At 38.4% G+C, this 20,524-nt stretch carries 11 protein-coding genes; 9 read left to right on the top strand and 2 right to left on the bottom strand.

The window, feature by feature from the left end; genetic code table 11:
* Positions 1-3: 3 nt before the first annotated feature.
* The 6 genes from Q4E40_RS12735 to Q4E40_RS12710 all read left to right on the top strand — a co-directional run bounded on the left by Q4E40_RS12735 (position 4) and on the right by Q4E40_RS12710 (position 8,448).
* On the top strand, positions 4-2,337 hold the full coding sequence (locus Q4E40_RS12735) for a GumC family protein (protein WP_303412649.1): 2,334 nt from the start codon (positions 4-6) through the stop codon (positions 2,335-2,337).
* 119 nt (positions 2,338-2,456) lie between these two features.
* The gene (locus tag Q4E40_RS12730; RefSeq protein ID WP_303413093.1) at positions 2,457-3,926 is read left to right on the top strand and encodes a lipopolysaccharide biosynthesis protein; all 1,470 of its coding nucleotides are present in this window, start codon (positions 2,457-2,459) and stop codon (positions 3,924-3,926) included.
* Positions 3,927-4,003: 77 nt separating this feature from the next.
* Positions 4,004-4,999: a glycosyltransferase family 2 protein gene (locus Q4E40_RS12725; RefSeq protein ID WP_303412647.1), complete on the top strand. Its 996-nt coding sequence runs from the start codon at positions 4,004-4,006 to the stop codon at positions 4,997-4,999.
* 75 nt (positions 5,000-5,074) lie between these two features.
* On the top strand, positions 5,075-5,983 hold the full coding sequence (locus Q4E40_RS12720) for a glycosyltransferase family 2 protein (RefSeq protein ID WP_303412646.1): 909 nt from the start codon (positions 5,075-5,077) through the stop codon (positions 5,981-5,983).
* Positions 5,984-6,017: 34 nt separating this feature from the next.
* Entirely contained in the window at positions 6,018-7,322 is a 1,305-nt protein-coding gene (locus tag Q4E40_RS12715; RefSeq protein ID WP_303412645.1) for an O-antigen ligase family protein, read from the top strand.
* Between the two features lie 19 nt (positions 7,323-7,341).
* A complete protein-coding gene (locus tag Q4E40_RS12710; RefSeq protein WP_303412644.1) occupies positions 7,342-8,448 on the top strand; it encodes a glycosyltransferase in 1,107 nt (368 codons plus the stop codon).
* 256 nt (positions 8,449-8,704) lie between these two features.
* On the opposite strand, the gene Q4E40_RS12705 is transcribed toward Q4E40_RS12710, so the two are convergent.
* Positions 8,705-9,865 (bottom strand): glycosyltransferase family 4 protein, encoded by a 1,161-nt coding sequence (locus Q4E40_RS12705; RefSeq protein WP_303412643.1) that lies wholly within the window; start codon positions 9,863-9,865, stop codon positions 8,705-8,707.
* A gap of 259 nt (positions 9,866-10,124) precedes the next feature.
* Positions 10,125-11,342, bottom strand: coding sequence for an alginate lyase family protein (locus tag Q4E40_RS12700; RefSeq protein ID WP_303412642.1), 1,218 nt, complete (start codon positions 11,340-11,342; stop codon positions 10,125-10,127).
* A gap of 1,247 nt (positions 11,343-12,589) precedes the next feature.
* Here Q4E40_RS12700 and Q4E40_RS12695 point away from each other — a divergent pair.
* From Q4E40_RS12695 to Q4E40_RS12685, 3 genes are all read left to right on the top strand, one after another.
* Entirely contained in the window at positions 12,590-16,402 is a 3,813-nt protein-coding gene (locus Q4E40_RS12695) for a malectin domain-containing carbohydrate-binding protein (protein WP_303412641.1), read from the top strand.
* Positions 16,403-16,569: 167 nt separating this feature from the next.
* Complete coding sequence (locus tag Q4E40_RS12690) at positions 16,570-19,836, top strand: malectin domain-containing carbohydrate-binding protein (protein WP_303412639.1); 3,267 nt, start codon at positions 16,570-16,572, stop codon at positions 19,834-19,836.
* 230 nt (positions 19,837-20,066) lie between these two features.
* Positions 20,067-20,524 (top strand): hypothetical protein (locus tag Q4E40_RS12685; protein ID WP_303412637.1); only part of this gene is annotated, 458 nt, incomplete at its 3' end.

The raw sequence follows: 20,524 nt of genomic DNA, 5'->3' as shown, positions 1-20,524 counted from the left end.
TTTATGAGCAAGAAAGATATTTTTCTAACAGAGTCAGAAAGCTTCGACTTAAGGGGGGCATTAAACAAATACCAGCGGTATTGGTATTTGTTTGTAGCGACTATTCTGTTATCCTTAGCTGGAGCCTATACATACATGCGCTATTCAACCCCACAATACCTGATCTCAAGCACACTTTTGATTCAGGACAATAATAAAGGGGCTTCCGTTTATGAAAATTCCTTTTTTAATGAGCTAGGTATATTTCAGACAAACCAGAGTATTAATGATGAAATAGAACTGCTAAAGTCAATAACCTTGCTGCAACGCGTGGTAAAGGATCTGTCTTTGTACGTTAACTACTATGTAGAAGGCAACATCAAGACTGAGGAAATATATGGCTCATCTCTACCAATAAAAGTAGTTGTAAGTGACTTAAAGCCACAGTCTTTTGCAAAGACCTTGCGGGTTCAAATAAAGGATAAAAACACTTTCATATTAAATGATGAAGAGACTGAAACGTCCCACGAGTTCGGGCAGAAGATTGTTATGCCTTACGCGACTTTTACAATCACAGCTACCCCCGGCTTCGCAGACAATGGGTATAATGAGGTTTTAGTTAAATTTAAAGATTACCGCAGAGTAGCAAATTATTATAGCAGTGCACTCAGTATATACCCTATTAGTAAGGAAACAAAAGTTATAGCAATCAATCTTGCAGATCCTGTACCGGAGAAGGGTATAGACATTGTGTATCACCTGATCGCTCTCTATAACAAGGAAAAGGCAAACGACAAGAATGCCTCTGCTGTGAACTCACTAAACTTCTTGGATGAGCGCATAAATTTTTTATCAGGTGAACTTACAGATGTCGAAGAAAATGTAGAGCGTTACAAACGCAACAATGAAGTCACAAACATCGATTCAGATGCTCGGATGTATGTAGAAAAAGCAGCAGACTATAACCGGCAAATATCAGAGTGGGAGGTTCAAATTGATGTACTTCAAACTATTGAGGATTATCTTACTAAAAGTGAGAATAAATCTATACTTGTCCCAAGTACCCTGAACATCAAAGATCCTACACTGCAAGACCTCATCAACAGGTTCAATGAGTTGCAGCTTGAGCGTCAAGGCTTACTGCGCACAATGCAACCCAACAACCCACTTGTTGCTAACCTGAGTGATCAGCTCTCGAATCTTGAGGTAAACATTCTGGAGAACATCAGAAACATAAAGCAGGGACTTATTATTACAAGGAATAATCTACAGAAAAGCTACGCGCAATTTCAAACTAAAAAGCAGCTGGTCCCTTCTATAGAGCGTGACCTTTTAGAGATTAATAGACAGCAGGGTACGAAGGAAGGACTATACTTATACCTCCTCCAAAAGCGTGAAGAATCCGCGCTTTCATTAGCAGCGGATGTTAGTAACATTAAAATCATCGACGAAGCGATGGTTAGTCTTGATCCGATAAAACCTGTTAAAAAACTCGTTTACCTTGTGGCAATTATCTTAGGCTTTGTCCTACCTGTAGCTTTCATTTTCTTGAAAGACCAGTTAAACCATAGTATTCAACACAAAAAGGATGTAGAAAATGTTACAGAAACACCGATACTAGGCGAGCTAGCTCACAATTCAAACAAGGAGTCGCTGGTAGTGACAGACATGAACAGAACATCAGTGGCTGAATCATTCCGACTAATCCGAGCTAATCTTCAATTTGCTACAGTAGGAGGTGAAAACAGGGTGATCCTCATAACTTCAAGTATGAGCGGTGAAGGTAAGACTTTCTTTAGTTTGAATTTAGCTGCCAGTTTAGTGCTAACAGGCAAGCGGGTCATTGTTTTGGATTTTGACCTTCGTAAGCCCAAGTTAATGCAGTACATGGGCATTAAACATGAAAAAGGAATTACCAATTACCTCATTTCAGAAACTCCTTCGATCGATGAGATTGTAGTTCAATTGCCACAGATACCTGATCTGTTTCTTGTTGGATCTGGACCGATACCGCCCAACCCATCAGAACTAATGCTACACCCACGAGTGGATAAGCTCATAGAAGATTTAAAGGCTGTCTTCGATTATGTCATTATTGACACTTCTCCTATTGGACAGGTATCAGACGCATTGGCTTTATCCCCTTATATTGATTCCAGCATTTACATTGTCAGATATAATTACACCGCTAAAGAGCAAATTGAAATCATCGATGACATTTACCGAAGCAGAAAGCTTAAGTTCCCTATGATTGTACTCAATGATGCCAAAAAGCAAAATGGTTATGGTTACGGGTATGGGTATGGCTATCGAAATAAAGACTGGGACGGTAAGTTTATGAAAAAAGCAAAGGTATAACGCCTTAAAATAGCTCCTTAAGCTAGTTTTTAAGATGATTAGTTAACATCGAAAGGCCAAAGTATTAACTAAATATTCATTATAAATAAAAACTTGTAAGATATTAATCAACACTTTTGATGGAATCCCTTAGTCTAAACAAGAAAATATTTAGCGGTATACTATGGAGTTCCATCCAATTGGTAATAAATAAAGTTTTTGCATTTGCCATAAAGATCCTACTAGCCAAATTGCTGTTCCCTGAACAATTTGGATTGGTAGGAATGGCTACAGTATTTATAAGTCTGGTCCAGGTATTTAATGATTTAGGTATCGGCTCTGCCTTAATTCAGAAAAAGGAAGAAACCCTAAACGAAAAACATTACTATACAGCCTTTTGTACAGGAGTGATATGGTCTGTAATAGTATATGTATTAATCTACTTTGCTGTTGCTCCTTTAGCCGCTATTTTTTTTAACGAGCCAATGCTCAGGCAAATCATTCCGGTATTAGGCCTTGGAATATTATCAGGCCCTATTAACCTGATTCATAAGGTGCGCCTAACCAAGTTAATGAATTTTAAGAAGCTGGCTTATATTGATAATGTATCTACTATTTTTTCAGGCGTCTTAGCATTAACTCTGGCTTATTTTGGTGCCGGGGTATGGGCTTTAGTATTCAATTCGGTAGCATCATTTTTAGTTGCTATGCCCCTTTATTTTAGAGCTTCATCCTGGATACCGAAACTAATTTGGGATAAAGCAGCATTTAAAGAAATCTTCGGTTTTGGCCTCTTTACCACAGGGACCAACTTTATGAATTTTTTATTATTAAATATAGATTATTTATTAATTGGTAAACTATTAAGTGCTGCTGCCTTAGGAAAGTATACGTTCGCATTTGTACTGACTGATACATTTAGGAACCAGTTAACCACCATGATTAATAAGGTCATGTATCCTGTCTATAGCCAAAAACAGTTCGACCTAATGGCCTTAAGGAGATATTACCATAAGGTAGTGATACTAAATGGGGCCTTTGTATATCCTATTATGATATTCTTTATTGTCTTAGGCGAACCTTTCATTTTAAGCTTTTTTGGTCAGAAATGGGCAGGCGCTGTTTTACCGATGAAGATATTAGCACTATCTGTTATGATTAACATGCTAGTGAGCAGCCATGCCATCCTAATTAGAGGTCTGGGGCAACCAGAAACTGAAATGAGAATGCAGTTGATTAAACTAGTCTTATATGTTCCTACTATTTCACTTGGAATATACTGGTATGGTATGGTAGGTGCCGCATGGGCCTATGTCATTAACAAAGTATTAGAGGTTGTGATTGCTCAATTTTATTTAAAAAGATTGATAAATATAACTTTACTGGACTTATTGAGGACAATTAAGCCCATCTTAATAGCAAGTGCGGCTAGTTACTGTATCACAATTCTGCTATTCAAATCAGGCTTGCATTACTTGCTTTGTGCAATAGCTTTAGGTGCAATCTATTCGGGCCTGATCTGGCTCTTTATGGGAGAAAAATTGACATCACAATTTAGGGGTTTCAGAAGTAATCAAGAAAAGAAAACGGCAGTGTCATCATTCAAGTGATGCTAAATATCATAATGGAGCACTTCAAACTCACGGACAAAAAATAGGACTAGTAAAACCCACTTAACCTTCAAAAGATGGAGATTATGATACCTGTAACAGTTATTATTCCTTGCCATAACTGCGAAAAATTTGTTACAAGAGCTATAAAAAGTGTTTTGTCTCAATCATTCAAGGTAACAGAAATCTTGCTAATTGAGAATAACTCAACTGATAGCACAAAACAGGTGCTACAGCAATTTAAGAGTGAGTACCCTGACTTAATTAAAATTTATTCAGAGGGAAAGCAAGGGGCTTGTGCCGCTAGGAACCTTGGACTCGCCAAAGCAAAAGGTGAATGGATACAATTTTTAGATGCTGATGACGAGCTTCTTCCTAAGAAAATTGAGTCTCAGCTAAGCCTTATCTCCTTAAGCAAACCAGATGTAATAGTTGGCAATTATTGTAAAGTTATAGTCACGGGTAACAAGTCTTCCCGTAGAAGTTTTGTGGTAGAGAAGGATCCATGGCTAGGTATTATTAATTCAGCCTTAGGGGTAACCAGTGCAATGTTGTGGAATAAAAGGGAACTATTGAAAGTAAAAGGCTGGAAAGAGGGATTAAGCTCATCTCAAGAGTATGACTTAATTTTTAGATTACTAAAAAACGGAGCTTCATTGCTAGCAGATCATAACGAGCATACAGTTATTTATACAAATGTGGAATCTGTGTCTAGGTCCTCAAATTCAGAAAGATTGGTACAAATTCTTTGCAATAGATATGGACTGAGATGTAAAATTTATGAATTTTTAAACACTGCCCAGCTCTTAACACCTGCATATAAGAAGAATCTTGATTGCTTTCTTTTCTACCATTTACTTTTGATTAGTGAATTCAATATGGCCTATTTTAAAGAACAGATTACAAGAATTCGTTTTCAAGATATCAGTAGATATGATAAAATAGCAATATTTATCGACTTTATTAAACACAGCTCATTCAGAAACCCATCTTATACCAATCTAATTCAGAAAATAGCTGAATTGCATTATATTCTATATAAAAAAATCAATTTTATTAAGTTCATTATTTAATGCACTATCAGATTTCCTGCCTTTGATTGAAGTAATTGATATGCATATTCAACAGTTAGATTTAAATTAATTCTAATGGAAAGTAAGAATAAGTTCTCTGTTATCGTCCCTATTCATAATAAGCTCCCCCACCTAGAAAGATCAGTGAATTCAGTTCTTAATCAAACATTTGATAATTTAGAGCTAATTCTAGTAGATGATGCATCTTCAGATGGATCATCAGGGAAAATATCAGAATTTAAAGATCCGAGAATAAAGGTATTCAGGCGTGAAATACCGGGCCCTGGTGGATATGCCGCAAGAAATTTAGGTATAACACATGCTACTGGAGAATGGATTTGCTTCTTAGATGCCGATGACGAATGGGAGTCGAGTTTATTAGAGACTATACACAGAACTATAATGAGCAATCCTAACGTGGAACTAATAAGTTGGGGCTGGTTCATAACAAGAGGTGGTATAAAAATTCTCGATAAGCACACTTTAACTTATAATAAATTAAATGCAAGATATTATACATTAATGGATTTTTTAAATGGTCCACCTCAAATTTGGACTGGAGCCGTATCAATCAAAAAAGATGTTTTGATTAAATCAGGTTGTTTTCCGGAAAATGACTTTAAAAGAGGTGGTGATATGGACACTTGGATAAGATGTCTTTGGCATAGTAGGCAGAACATTTGGCTAAACAGAACTCTATCTTACTACCATGTCGACTCAGTTAACATGGTAACTAAAAACGTAGAGAGAGATATTAGTTTTATCTTTTCACCTTTTTTGCAAACCTTACTTGAATACCAGAACCCTTTGTTAAACAAGGCAATAAAAAATTTCCAAAACAGATATTTGTATATTTTATTAAATGGCAACGTTTATAAAAATAGAAACATAAATTATGGCTTGCTAAAGAAGATGAATTTAAATTATCAGGGGATTTGGCTCATTATTAAGCTCCATTTAAACAAGTTTAGATTATCACTATAGTCAAGTATGGTTTCACTCCTTAAGATATTTTGTTATGCAGACAATGAGTGAGAGAACTATCCCATCAGAGATTCCTTCAAACTTATTAGATACAGAGGATAAAAGGAGCTGGGACTGGGGGTTAACTTTAGTACTTCTCTCTGTTGCTAGCGTTTTTTTGGGTAGTACATTGGTTGCATTAAACTTATCCTTTTTCCAACTATATCCACTGCGTTTGTTCGGGATTATTGGGTTGGTTTTCCTATTAACAAATCATAAATCGAGAGATCCCTTTTTAACTTTCATTTTTAGGTATACAGTTTTTTTTCTGCTATTCGGTTTCTTTAGCATACTTTGGGCTCCTAATACTGTTTTAGCTATTAAAGAATTTGGCATATTACAAACTGGCTTAACATTTACTTGGTTAATTTGCAGATATGTAGATACGGAGGAACGAATTGAATTAGTTATAGCTATTTGGGTTGTGGGGGCTATATTTGTTAATTTAATAGGACTTTGGGAAGTAGTAAATCAACAATTTTTAATAAAAACTGAAGTTGGAGCACAGACAGAAAGGGCAATAGCACGTATTGGTTTCCTCGCTCCAAGAGGCATATTCAATAATCAAAATAATTATGCTTTTTTTAATGGCATTACATCATTGATATTACTAGGTAGGTTAATAAAGAAGTACCAGCCTACCTATTTATATATTTTGAATGTTTTAAGCTTTGGTTTAAGCTTCTTCCTATTAGTATGTTCTTATTCAAGAGCCGCTATAGGAGGCTTTACAATAGCTTCCGCTTTCTTCTTACTTTTCATATTTTTCTCAAAAAATAGTGTTAAATCCAATTTAGTAAATATAATCCTTTTAAGCTTTGCTGCATTTATTGCTTTAATAATCATAAGCCCTTCCACTATAGAATCATTTAGTGATAAACTATTTCTAGTAGTCGAAAAGAATAACATTAGAACGGAAGAAGGCAGAAGCAACTTATATACAGCTTCACTGGCATATGCCTATGAGAGTTTAGGTATAGGTAGAGGACCAGGTGCTTCTATTAACAATTTGGGTGGATTACCTCCTCATAACTACTTTTTACAAATCCTCATCGACTATGGCATCTTGATTGTTCTTTTACAACTGTGGATACTGTGCAGAGTATTTAAAAGACTGGGTAATTATAAGCATATCATCCATAATGCTATGCCACCTATGATGCAAGCCTCGATTTTAGCTTTTCCCTTATTAAGTATCGGTCCAAGTTCTATTGTTGGTGAAGGAGTTTTCTGGTTATGGTTAGGTGTTATAATAGCATATAGCTCAATTAGTATTAGAAAATACTTTGACTTAAAATAACTAAATTTATATATAATAAATGAAAAGGATTTGCTTCTTCCCTGGTACACTTTCACTTGGTGGCATTGGTAAATTATATATAAACCTTATAGAAGATTATTCTAGCAAAGGTATTCCGGTTGATTTATTCTTAACCAAGAGAGAGGGTGTTTTCTTAGATCAAATTCCAAATAGCGTACGCGTTTTCGAAGGAAAAGGAAGGGCATCAAATAGTATATTAGAATTTATAAAATATTTAAGAAATGAAAAGCCCTGCGCAGTAATATCAGCTAGAGAATACTTAAATATAATAAATATTCTATGCTGCTTGACTACTTTAAATAGAACAAAGGCAGTGGTTTCATTGCATACTAATCAAAGCACGGAAGACAAGTATAACAAGGATATAAATGAATCGGGTTACAAAAATATTTACTTCATGACATTAGCTAGAATCCTTTATAAGATACCGTCTAAGATAATAGCTGTATCTGAAGGAGTAGCTGATGACTTTTCTTATAGAATGGGAGTAAATCGAAATAAGATTGAGGTTATCTACAATCCTGTATATAAGGCACTTTGTCCTGAGCTTGAGGTGAATGATTCAGTTTATGAAAAATTCATAGGAGAGAGTAATAGGTATATTATAGGCGTTGGTCGGCTAACACATCAAAAAGACTTTTTCACATTAATTAAATCATTTTCACTTGTCAAAAAGAAGCTTAATGTTTCTCTCCTAATCCTTGGTGAAGGTCCTTTAAGAGATGAGCTACAAGACTTAATTAATCAACTTGGCTTGAGTCAATCTGTATTACTCTTAGGCTATGTTAGTAACCCTCTCTACTATATTAAGCGTGCTTCATTGCTCGTTGTATCCTCCAAATACGAAGGTTTTGGAAATGTTTTGGTGGAGGCGTTAGGAGTTGGAACCCCTGTAGTTTCTACGGATTGCCCAAGTGGGCCTAGTGAAATACTTGAGCGAGGAAGATATGGGAAGTTAGTACCAGTCGAAGATGCAGTAGCGATGTCAAATGCGATTTTAGAAACTTTGGGAAATAAACATGATTCATCGTTGCTTATTAAACGAGCTAAAGACTTTGAAGTATCAACCATAGGCAACCAATATTGGTCTTATATTACAAGCTAAAAATTTATCATTTGGTAATGGTTGTGATTATCGATGTTTAATCAATTTGTATACATTACCCGATCTTCTAGCTCAACTATGATCTGTAGGCCTTTCAGTAAACTGTCATTCATTGAACGAAATAGGCTTTCAATCGGGATTTAATGTCTTTTTAAGAAGTTTATTGTTTGGATAACTCCTAAAGATGTAGGCATACTTATATTACCTGATAGACTTAACTCTTTATATAAACTATTTGGATTTCTTTTCTCAAATATTAAGTTTCCAGAACTTTCATATGGTTATTATTTGAGGATTCTGGGACCACGCTTTTTCCGCCAATTAGGCTTCTATTAACATTCTCTATATACTTCTTTGCGAGATATTCCCAAGTAAAATCTTTTACTGCTCCTGTAGTATTGGCGCTTATTACATTATAATTTGAGATTATATAATCAATCTTACTTTTCAGTTCAGCAACTGATAAGCCACACGAGGCTCCAACAATACCATCTTCAAAGTATCCATCGACGCCTTGTCCTTTAGAATATATAATTGGTAAACCTTGTGATAAGGCTTCAATATATACTACTCCAAAAGTTTCAGGTGAAGAAAGAAGAACAAAGACATCATTTTGCCTATATATATGCATTAGCTCTGCTTTATCCGTTACCTCACCTAAATAATTTACAGAATTGTCGTTTCTTAAAGACTTATTTAATGATTCGAAATCGTAGCCAAGTACGTTCTCACCAACGATGTTGAGATTATAACACCTATCATCATAGCGACCTATAAAATCAAGAAGAAGATTTAGATTCTTCAATCTTATAATTTTCCCCACAAACAAAATATTAACTTTACTAAAACTATAATTACTGCTTTCTGCCTTTTTTAAATTATTCAACCAGTAATCGTCAATTCCATTGGGAAGAAGTAAATGTTTAGACTTATCTAATAAAGGGAACATATCCTCTACTAATCTTTTATAAGATGGAGAAACAAAAAATACTATTCTGGCATTCCCAAGAATTTTTCCAGCAATTGATTTAAAAAATCTACTCCTCTTAATGAAATGATTTACATCTGCATTTCTGACAGTTACAACATATGGCTTTTTATTGATGTAACTCAAAAAGAACGCTGGTATGCCATCACTCATCAATGTATGGGCATGAATGTAATCGTAGCCAGTAAACATTTTCTTTTTATAGAGGAGAAATAAAACTTTAATCACCTTAGAGAAAAAGATATGCTTATCTATAGAATTATAGATGTAATCAATCTCTATGTTTTGTATAGGGCCCTTCTTAAAATGACTATAGACGGGAATAAGAAATTTGTCATTACGGTACCTCTTTATAGTTAAATAAAAATTATGATGAATTTTGTTCGTAAGAAAATAACTATTGATGTGCAGTGCTTCTGGATTTTTCATCTTATTAAAGGTTTAGATCAGGGCGCAATCTTTTCTATAAACAATCAATGTTCTAAAATTTAGAACTTAGCATATAAGAATGCTTCAGTTTATAAGTGGCTGATTCTGAATTCACACAATGCTAAATAAAAATTTGGGAAATAATATTTGTAACTAAAACACTCAGGTATATGGAAGAAACCAATCCCTTTCGCATATTGGTCATACTACCAATATGCTCGTAACTGAATACAGGTAGCTTAGCTTTAGAATTAGCTGTCTATTCAGAGGCCTCTTTCTCTGTTAATATAGTCCAGTTCTGTACATTATGAGGTCTTGCTGATGAATTCGATAAGTATGAGTGCAGATCAGAATCATTGTAAATGAAAGCGCCTGTTCGTGCAATTGGTACAAACCAATCATACCTTAAACCTGAAGAAAGTTCTTTATACTGCCACTCTTTCTCACCAGAAGCATATGGAAGCAGCCATAGAATCCCTTCTCTCAGTATCTCTTTTTCGCCCCTCTTATAATACCATAAATTAATTCCCGCCTTTTCACTTACTCTTGCTATGCTGAGCCAACCATTTAGGTTTTTAATACTATAAGTCCAGGATCTTGGTCTCTTTAGTTCGTATGGTTGACTTCCATCAGTTGAAAACTGATCATAAATCCTCTTAACAGTTTTATTTTTAATGTATGATCTAGCTAAAATCGTGTCTTGAGTAAATAATGCATAGGTTATGATCTGCAAGTCATAATATGTTCCTATGTTATTGGGTGCCTTTGCTCCTTCTTTACCTACCCTACTATTCATCATCCAAGCTAAAAAATGGCTAAACCAGCTTTCTAATAACTCCTGGTCCTTAAGTGTCCAGCATTTTGATCCATCTAATAATTGAACACCATCTAAGAGATCCACAAAATGAATAGTTTCTATCAAACCTGTTACCTGACCATCAACAATACCACGTTTAGCATGTGCATAATTCAGATTTGGATGCATACTAGTTTCCTTATTGATAAAGAACGCATTAAGTAACTCCTCAGCTTTTGCAGCATATTGCTCTTCTTCTGTAAAGAAGTATGCTAAACCTAAAACATAAACATCTCTACTCAAGCCAATTACATAATCTTTATCTTTAGTTTCATTAGCTTCAGGGTTGGTTTTTCCATCTTTATGGATGTATGGTAAACCGTCTGGCTTACTATGATCAGGCCACCAGTATGGCGCTAAACTTAAGTAATCATGCTTACTCCCGCTAGGTGGTACAACTGATTTATTAACTATTGTATAAGGTGACTTCTTTAAAATGCGATTAGCTTTTTCCTTAAGTTCTTCGACAGCTTTTTTGTGCGGCAATGAGCCTGAACTTAATTCTTTTTTACTCTTAATTAATATATTCGCATCTAACTGGATAGTTTTTGGTTTGGATTGAGAGTAGCCGTTTATCCAAACCATCAGAATAGCAAGTACTATTGGTAAAATCTTTTGCATACCTAATCCCAGTTCGAGATAGAAAGGATGAACTTTTATATCTACGAAGACAAAGTGATAACGTTTCTTTAAATAATTAATAGAAAAAGGGTTTATTTATTCCAAAATTCATTTATTTTATTACTAAAGAAATAAATTTTGATTCAAGCTGGATGGTTAGTCAATAGGTAAATACTTTCTTGCTATATATTATCACTTATATCATTTAAGATATATTATTGCTGAATAACATTATAACTGGTATGGTATTCACGGTAGTGGTAACTATCTTGTAAGTGGCCAGCCTAAGTAGCATTATTGACTAGGATTTCGCTACTCGAAGTACTACTACCTTGACAGAAAGGCAAATTCATCTGCGATGTCGCCTATCGTCTTGACATGACATCATGTACCTAATTACAACGTACTTCAATTCCCTCTACCAGTCCTCGCTAATAATGTGGAATCTAAAATAGATATGCTTTATTTAAGGCTGTCCTCGAAGTCAATATATACCATAATATTAGTAGACGAGAGTGATATGGTTTTAATCAAAATTTAGTTAAAGCAGTTATATTTATGGTGCAGGTATTATTGATAATGTTAATCATTCTAGCCAAATATTCTAGCACATATCTTCAGTTAAAATTGTATAAATCCTACCATACTCCATCACTGGAGGAAACTTGTTAAATCAAAATAATGGAAATATAATAAGATAATTAGCAGTTGATTGACCTTATACTTTCACAATAAGTTTCGTTGATTCTTTAAAAAGCAGCAAGGTCGATTATTTCTAGCATCGCATTACAGATATATTACTATATACTAGAATATAATTTATTCTAGTATCAAAAACTTGCCTTCATTCTATTCACTCCTAAACCCATCAAATCATAACCTTTACTAAAATTATCAAATTAGATAAAAAATATACAAATAAAACTGAAACTATTCCAACGTAAGACGTAAATAAAATCATGATAAGAATAATTAAAATTTAAATTATAAAAATTCATTTACATGAGGCGTGGACGATAGGGTTATAAGTCAGGGTAAGATTAATAAAATTTGAATAAATGAACTTCCATGCAGAACAAGACCATACAGGTTATAAGTACTGCAAGGCATATAATTGCAATAATCACCCTAGTTTTTGCACTTACACATCAGCCACGGAACGCAATATGGTGAGCAGGACACTTTATCTATACCACCCTTAGAATATACTAAAACTGGTTATCAGATAATGATTAAATAAGGCTAAAATGAAAAAAGTTTCTACAATAGGATTGGTCATTTTATTGACATTGCTTAACAAGCGATTAGGTATTTTGATATTAAGCATTGCCATTTGTATTGGTGCCCAAGCTTTCAGCATAAAAGCTATTGCAGCTAATTATCAATCGTCTGCCTTGATAAGCAATATCACGACAGGATCAGGCAAAAGTTACACAGCTACAGGTTTGACTACTGGAGTTAGAACCTATACTGACCGTACATACCAGGTAACAAGCCTGCCGTCCTTATTAACAGGATCTTTTATTATACAAACCGCGAACGATGATAAGCAAAACACCAGTTCGTCATTTCTGTCATTTGATTTAAGTCAAAGTTCAACAGTTTATGTAGCATATGACCCACGGGCGACTGCCCTCCCCTCTTGGCTCAGCGGTTGGCAAAAACTTAGCGACAGGATAGGGTTTGATGACTCTAAGATTAGTTACATGGAGTTGTACAGCAAAACTTTTCCTGCTGGGAGAATTAGTTTAGGGGGTAATATGGCAAGCCCAGCAGCTGGATCACAAACAAACTATTTTGTTGTAGCAAAGCAGTCTACTTCTACAACTAATAGTCTATCATTTTCACCAACCACACTAAACTATTCAGCTGTTCAAGGTGGTAGTGTATCAACCCAAGCTACAACATTATCAGCAAGCTCTGGAACACCTACCGTTACACTTAGCAAGTCAGCTGCCAATTGGCTTACATTGCCAGCTTCTTCACTTGGTACGCTTTCATTCGGTTCATCAAATATAAATACCAATCTTTCCCCAGGAACATACCAGGCTACAGTAACCGCTACGGCAAGCAACTATCAATCAGCAACCTTGCAAATCAACTTAACCGTTACGCAGTCAGGTTCAACATTCTCTGAAAAGAAAATAAACTTTCAACCCGCTTCCTCCTCTGCTCCTACCGGATACATCCAGGATAATGGGTTACCTTATGATGGCAGCAGAGGTTATGGCTGGGTAGACCCTTCAACAAAGCTTCCCCAAGACCTCACCGCAAACATGCGACTTCGCTCGGGTACTGATGAGCTACGACTCAGGACACTTACACAAATGCAGGCCTCTGACAAGGGCCAATCACCAGGGAGTTGGGAATATGCACTTCCTAATGGCCTATACAATGTCACAGTTAGCGCCGGGGACCCTAGTTATTATGATAGTAATCATCGTATTAATGTAGAAGGCGTAACAGCTATATCCAACTTTATACCTACTTCTTCACTAAAATATAGGTCTGCAATTATCACAGTGCAAGTAAATGATGGAAAGCTGACCATAGATGCAAACGGAGGTACAAACACTAAAATAAATTACGCAATCATTACGCCAGCCTCTTCCAGCGAAGACAATATTCCGCCTACAGTGGCTGTAGGTTTAAGTGGGGCTCTTGTGTCGCCAGGGGTTTATGCCAATGAAGCAACTGTTACAATTAATGCATCAGACACCGGAGGCTCTGGTCTAGCTTCAGTGCAGTATAGCCTTAATAACGGCGCATATATTTCATATACTTCCCCCTTCAAAATCAGCACAGCAGGTAGTTATACCATTAGAGCAAAAGCAGTAGATGGCAGTAACAACCAGACTATAACAGAAGCCACAAACTTCAGTATAGTTAAGTCTACTCAGAGTAATGCTTACATGGTTGTTGAGAACATGGATAAGTTTCAGGCACCAGATCGATTAACATTTTCACTAATTCAAATTCCTTGGAGGCGATTAAATACTAGTGGTACTTATACTCCTTATAATGAAAATCATAACAAGGTAACACTGAAGATAAGCAACAGAGGCTCTGGTGCTCTCACAATTAGCAACCTAACATTTTCAAATACAAGCGCCTGGAAAATAGCAACACTCAATGGAGCCGCTTTTAATGCCAGTTCCTCATTACCGATAACACTAAGTACAGGCGCCTCAATTGAGGCTGTGGTAGAATTCACAGCAAAAGACCTAGGTGGGCGGGTAAAGCTTCTAAATGACAAGCTGTTTATATCTTCAAATGACCCAAATACACCTTATAGAGAAATTAAATTACATGGTCTATGGCAATATAGGGGAGAAGACATTCATGAACCTTATGCGCAGGAGATTATAGATGCCTTTGGATTTAAAACCAGAGTAGAATTCAATGCAACTGATGGGACATCTAAAGGAAATACTGTAATATCAAATTCTGATGAGGTACTGTCAGCTTATTTCCTTCGAGCCGATGCCACAAAACCAGTATCTGTTATTCAGATGGCCGCCTACCATGGCTGCTGTTCTGATACAGAAACATTTCAATGGTATGATAAAGGAAGCACTACTAATAGAACTGTTTTCTCTCATAACCCCCTTGATGGACAGTCCCTATTGCCAAGAAAAAATGGGTCCACTACTCTACTAGCCCAAGGAACCTTTACTCCAGCAGGTACCTTTGGCTTTAAAATACAAAGATCATACTCTGACAGAACTATGAACTTTGAGGGGAAAATAGGCATGCGCATCTGGAAAGCTATTGATGCTAATGGAAATATTATACCCAACGCCTACATTATTGGCATGGACTATCTAACTTCTCCATATGTAAACTACGATTTCCAAGATAACATTTACTACGTGAGTAATGTAAAGCCGGAGACAGGTGCAGTATACTACTCTGAGTTATCCGCAGCACCATCAGCGACAGATTTTGGCACTTTACTGACAGGAGCTAGTAAGTCAATGACCGTAAGTCTCAAAAATCTAGGAAAAACATACTCCAATGGAAGCAGTGACCCTTCTGTCACAATTACGGGCATAGAGATTGTCGGCCCGGACAAGAACGAATTCACAACTGCGATGCCTTCTACAACAACACTTTCTCCTCAGGCTAGTGTGGGCATAACAGCTACGTTCCGACCTAGCAGCCTCGGAATTAAGAATGCAGCTTTGTTAGTGTATTACAATAATGCTATGTCTCCTTTGCGCATACCGCTATATGGAATTGCAAATACCTCTAACTCAACAATAAGTATAGCAAAACGCATTAAGGGTGCCGCCGACGTCAATGTAACTATTGGAGGCAAGGTATGGGAGGCAGACATAAATTATAGGCGAGGTAATATAAAACTTGACAGGCCTGGAGCAACCCCAATAGCAGGAACAGACGATGATGCACTCTATCAGACTTACTTGTCCTCCAATGCTGACTTAGATGAGATCCGATACGAAATACCTATCACGAACGGCAATTATATTTTGCGAATGCACTTTGCAGAAAACTTTTGGTCAGCCGCAGGAGCCAGAGTCTTTCATATTAATTCAGAGAACGTTACACAGTTGTATAACTTCGACATATTTAATGAAGTAGGTTTCAAAGCTGCTTTAGTTAAGGATTTTGAGGTTAGTATAACTGATGGCGTACTTAACCTGAAATTCAACCCTACCGCCAACCGACTTGCATTAGCTGGAGTTGAAATTTTCAAAGTGGCATCTGGCTCTAATGCAATGGCTAATCAGTCTGTTTCAAGCGCTTTGCTAGAAAATGAGCTAGACAATAATCTCATTAAGCTGCAGGTATACCCAAATCCAAGCTCAGGCGAGAACCTTCACATCACACTGGAAGGTCTCAGCGAACAAGAAAGTGTACAGGTTGAGCTATATGACATGGCTGGTCGGGTTCTGCAGACTGTGAATCTGATTGCAGATAATGAAGGCATCAGCAGGTCTCAAGTCACACTAAGCAAAAAACTTAGCCGAGGCATGTACATCATTAGAGCAAGCACTGCTTCAGGTGGAGCACATACTAAGCTAATCATAGAATAAGAACATCCTTTATCTCAAAAGGAATTTAAGAAAGTCCCTTTTGAGATAAAGGATGGCTCAGCTTAACATCTCAGCAGCATTTTCATTTGCTGCTCCACCTACTGCGTCTATTGTATGGCTTGGCTAAACTTGGCAGGTTTAGAACAACTCACTTAAACTAACTCCAGATGAAAAGAACTTCTACACCTAACAAAGCAGCTTTAAGAAGTCAGGTTTGCCCTCTGCTACTCACCCTGATTTTAGGATTCACTTTAAGTCTGTCAGCTTTTGCTCAGGGTTGTCCGCCTATCAGCTCCCTATCTTGCGATAAAATACAGGTTACTCTCCCCTATAGTTTGAGCTTTAGTGGATCAGTAGCGGGCACAGTAACAGACAAAAGTGGAGCGGGTACGGGCTTTACTATGGTTGATAACTATTCAGGTACCCGTCACTCGGCTGATGGACTCCCGTCCAATACGAGTTTACCTGGTTATGAACCCTCTAAACTAACAATTTTATCAGGCAGGCTACAAGTAGTAACAAATAAAGGAATTGCAGCTACTACAAGTAATAATCAGTTGAATGCGCTAGGTGTAAGAGTGGATTCACATTCAAAGCTAAGTGTAGAACTAACGGTCATAAACCCATTTAATGGAACAGCTTATCAGCAAGGGGGGCTTTGGTTTGGACTTAATGACAAGACGTATCTCAAACTTGTTGCTGTAGGCAATAAAGTAGAATTGCGAAAAGAGGTAAATGACATATCCACTACTTCTGATCAACAAATTACTCCTACAATCTCTAACCTAAACAGCTCTGTTGTACGACTGCGATTGGAAATAGACCCTATCTCGAATGCAGCAAAAGGCTATTATTCAGTTAACGGAGGCACAGAGCAGATCGTAGGAACAGAATTGAGTATCGCAGGTATGGGGATAACATCTTCTACAGCCTATGCCGGCATTTTTGCCACCCACCGCAACAGTACCAGTCCAGTTACATATACCTTCGATGACTTTCTGGTACGAAGCCAAAACGCCACGGGTAATAATCCTCCTGTCTTTGCTTCAAAAAGCTATTCCTACTCAATTTCGGATGCAGTTGCACAGGGTAGTAGCCTTGGAAATGTTAAGGCAACAGATCCGGAGGGAAGTTCTGTCTCCTATTCTATTGTAACTGGAAATACTAACGGCGCTTACTCCATTAACTCAAGCACTGGCGCCATCACGCTGGCTAAAAAGCTTAACCATCATACGCAATCTAGTTACATACTCAAGGTTAGGGCAACTGATTCAGGAGGTTTATTTGATGAAGCTACGATCAATATTTCTGTTACCGATGGATCTTCTTTGACAAACTTTACCTCCATTTCGTGGAGTACTGCTGCAAATCAACCTTACAATGTGAATGAAGCACAAGGTAAAGTAGTAAACGGAAAGCTTTATACCTTTGGTGGCTTCGACAGCCAAAAATCTTGCTGCACACCAACAAACCGTGCTTTTGTCTATGACCCATCCCTTAATAGATGGACACCAATTGCACCAATGCCAGCTATGAACGGCACAAACTTTGGGGGAGTGACCCACGCTGGTTTTACTACCGATGGCACTGATATTTACTTTGCAGGTGGCTATACATCAAACGCAACTGGAACTGGCCAGATATTCGGGACGAAAGAAGTATGGAAATACATAGTTTCTGAAAACAGGTATATTAGATTACCCGATCTCCCAGTTGTTATTTCTGCCGGGCAGTTAGAATACCTTAAGGGAAAACTGCATCATATTGCCGGTACCAATCAAGCACGCACAACTGATTTAGGAACCCATTATGTACTTGATTTAGATAACCTAAGTGCTGGCTGGAAAACGTTAGCATCCCTTCCAAATCCTAGGCAACATGCAGGCTCAGCGGTAGTTGAAGAAAAAATATACTTTATTGGAGGGCAAACCGGGCACGATAGTCAACTTATTGCTTCAAAGGAAGTGCATCAGTACGATCCTGCTTCCAATAGCTGGACAAAAGTTGCAGATTTACCAGTTCCTAGCGGAACTACTGGCCGGGGGCATATCTCATCTTCAGTAATTGTAGTTGGCAAGCGCATCCTTGTACTCGGTGGAGAAACTGTTCACAATAGTGGGCGGACAAATATGGTTTCAGCATACACGCCTGCCTTGAACAGTTGGCAAAATCTTACCGGACTGCCTGCTGCCCGCTTTTCCGGCATCGCAGCATTTCTTAACAGTAACATTTACTATACCGGAGGATCAAACTCTAGTACTACGTATAAAGGCATACCAGCGGCAGCTGGCAGTACACAAACAATAGAGAGTTATACTTTAATAAATGCAGATACCAAACAAAGTATTCAAACTCTACAAAATGGAGCAACACTTAATTTAAGTTCGTTACCAACCAAAAACCTTAACATACGAGCAAATACAAATCCAAGTACAGTAGGTAGTGTCGTGTTCGCATTAAGCGGTGTACAATCTCTGAATGTAACTGAGAATTCAGCCCCGTATGACCTGATGGGTGATGGCGGAACTTGGACTCCTGCTGTAGGTAATTATACACTTAAAGCAACACCATATGCATCATCTAACGGAAGTGGAACTGCTGGGACAGCCTTAACGGTAAATTTCACGGTTACAAATCAAACCAATACTCCCTCCACCAATGGCCTGATCAATTCGGGCGGGGGCCAGTACACCGACAGCCAGTCCAGGACCTGGGGGGCGGACGCGGGCTTCTCGGGCGGGGTGACAGGCGCCAAGTCATTTGACGTGGCCGGCACCACCGACGACGGCCTCTACCTCTCCTACCGCTACGCCACCAACGGGGCCCCCTTCAGCTACAACATCCCCGTGAGCGGCACAGGCCCCCACACCGTCCGCCTCCACTTCCTGGAGCCCTACTTCGGCGCCCCGGGCGGCAAGACCTCCGGCCTGGCCGGGGCGCGCGTCTTCCACGTCGACATCGAGGGCACCCGTGTGCTGAGCAACTACGACATCTACTCCCAGGACGGGGCCGGCAAAGCCATCGTCAAGACCTTCCAGAACGTGGCCGTCAGCGACGGGGCCCTGACCGTCAGCTTCGCCTCCGTGACCAACAACGCCATCATCTCTGCCATCGAAGTCATCTCTGCAAACGGATATTCGGGAGCAATTATAGATAGCCCACAACAAAATATTACAGAGAGCCAGCCGCTTCGGGCATACCCTAATCCAAACTCTGGTGTAAAGATTTCATTGATGCTGGCAGGTATTCCGCAGGAGGTTGTAAAAATTTCCCTCTATGATACAGCAGGCAAGCTTATCCAGTCTTTTGATACTGAGGTTAACACACAGGGAATGGTAGAAATGGTATTCACAGAACGCTTAAATAAAGGCTTGTACATACTAAGAGTTATGTCAGAGTCGAAAGATATGAGATCAAGGGTTGTCATTGAATAACCCCCTGCTATACAAATTATCGTCTCTAGCATTAGCTACTTTAATTCTTGACAAAGGCTCCACGACAGTATGGACCCAGTCATATTTCAGCAGAGACTATAAGTAATTCAGCAAACAACGGCGGGCTTTATTTGCTGAATAAAGGTTAATACAAATTGTTTATGCTAAGTGATTAGGTATTTCAATTCTGAATTCTTGTGATAGAAAATTACAAATTAATACTCTAGTTAATGAAACCAATTCTTACCCATTTTGCAATTGAGAACCAACGGCAAACCGGCTATATTAAGCATTTTGCCCTTCTATTAATCCTAATTATTGCATTCCCTCACTATGCTTTTACACAAAGTTGCCTCCCCATCAGTTCGCTTTCCTGCGACCAGGTGCAGGTGACGCTGCCCTACAGCCTGACCTTCGGCGGAGCCGTCTCGGGCACGGTGCCCGACAGGAACGGGGCCGGCACGGGCTTCACCATGGTCGACGCCTACTCCGGCACCCGCCCCGCCGAGGACGGCAGCCCCTCCAACTCCAGCCTCCCCGGCTACGAGGCCTCCAAGCTGACGCTCGCCTCGGGCAGGCTGCAGCTGGTCACCAACAAGGGCATTGCCTGGCTCACCAACAACAACCAGCTCAACGCGCTGGGCGTGCGGGTCGACTCGCGCAGCGCCCTGCAGGCGCAGGTCACGCT

The organism is Pontibacter coccineus (genome assembly GCF_030546575.1).
Taxonomy (GTDB): Bacteria; Bacteroidota; Bacteroidia; order Cytophagales; family Hymenobacteraceae; genus Pontibacter; species Pontibacter coccineus.
This window is presented reverse-complemented; position numbering and strand designations above follow the sequence as displayed.

Bases quoted from the DNA above. Each gene is read 5' to 3' on its own strand.
- Q4E40_RS12735 (WP_303412649.1), top strand. From the start codon at position 4: ATGAGCAAGAAAGATATTTTTCTAACAGAGTCAGAAAGCTTCGACTTA.
- Q4E40_RS12730 (WP_303413093.1), top strand. From the start codon at position 2,457: ATGGAATCCCTTAGTCTAAACAAGAAAATATTTAGCGGTATACTATGG.
- Q4E40_RS12725 (WP_303412647.1), top strand. From the start codon at position 4,004: ATGGAGATTATGATACCTGTAACAGTTATTATTCCTTGCCATAACTGC.
- Q4E40_RS12720 (WP_303412646.1), top strand. From the start codon at position 5,075: ATGGAAAGTAAGAATAAGTTCTCTGTTATCGTCCCTATTCATAATAAG.
- Q4E40_RS12715 (WP_303412645.1), top strand. From the start codon at position 6,018: ATGCAGACAATGAGTGAGAGAACTATCCCATCAGAGATTCCTTCAAAC.
- Q4E40_RS12710 (WP_303412644.1), top strand. From the start codon at position 7,342: ATGAAAAGGATTTGCTTCTTCCCTGGTACACTTTCACTTGGTGGCATT.
- Q4E40_RS12705 (WP_303412643.1), bottom strand. From the start codon at position 9,865: ATGAAAAATCCAGAAGCACTGCACATCAATAGTTATTTTCTTACGAAC.
- Q4E40_RS12700 (WP_303412642.1), bottom strand. From the start codon at position 11,342: ATGCAAAAGATTTTACCAATAGTACTTGCTATTCTGATGGTTTGGATA.
- Q4E40_RS12695 (WP_303412641.1), top strand. From the start codon at position 12,590: ATGAAAAAAGTTTCTACAATAGGATTGGTCATTTTATTGACATTGCTT.
- Q4E40_RS12690 (WP_303412639.1), top strand. From the start codon at position 16,570: ATGAAAAGAACTTCTACACCTAACAAAGCAGCTTTAAGAAGTCAGGTT.